Source organism: Vibrio sp. 1069, assembly GCF_033340555.1.
Genome location: NZ_JAWOWP010000446.1, coordinates 1 through 667, shown reverse-complemented (window position 1 = coordinate 667; position 667 = coordinate 1). Strand labels below are relative to the sequence as shown.

Sequence of the window (667 nt, the reverse complement as noted above, 5' to 3'; positions counted from 1 at the left end):
TGCCTCTGAAGGGGGCGAGTTGGCTGGATAAATCAGTACTTGAGTATTTTGCTCCATCTCAACATCAGCTTGGATTGCACTGGTATCACTTTGATCAGCCGTTGCTACCGCCCATCGTTCACACTTTGGATAACCAAGCGGATAACGATGATTTCGTGTTGGTGTATTTACCGTTTGAGTCGATTGAGGACATCTGCGACTTGTTGTTCCACTTTAATCAGCAGACGTTTATTTGTTATCACCCCGACGTGATAGAAGTAGAGAAAGTGGAGAACATAGAATTGCGTCCGCTGTGCCACACCAACTTTCAGCACCATCTACATCGTTGCTGTGGGGTTATCGCCTATGGTGGTTTTGAACTGCCTTCAGAAGCACTTTCTCTTGGCAAAAAACTGCTAATGAAACCACTGGCAGGACAATTTGAACAGCAGAGCAACGTAGCCACGCTTTAAGATCTTGGGTTAGCCACTGCAATGGACAGTTTAGACATTTCTACCGTACGTCAGTGGCTCAAAGAGCAGCAAGCTGAGAGTGTTAAATACCCCGACGTTGCACAAGCCATCGTGAATTGGGTTTTACAAGGGGCGTGGGATTCGCAAGAAGAACTCTCCAAACAGTTGTGGGAGCTGGTGGATTTTCCGAGCTATGTATCCAATATCTAAGTTTG

The 667-nt window shown here is 46.2% G+C and carries 1 pseudogene; it reads left to right on the top strand.

What is annotated here, in order from left to right:
• A pseudogene (locus R7040_RS27035) lies at positions 1-662 on the top strand (glycosyltransferase family protein); the annotation flags it as partial.
• Positions 663-667 lie beyond the last annotated feature (5 nt).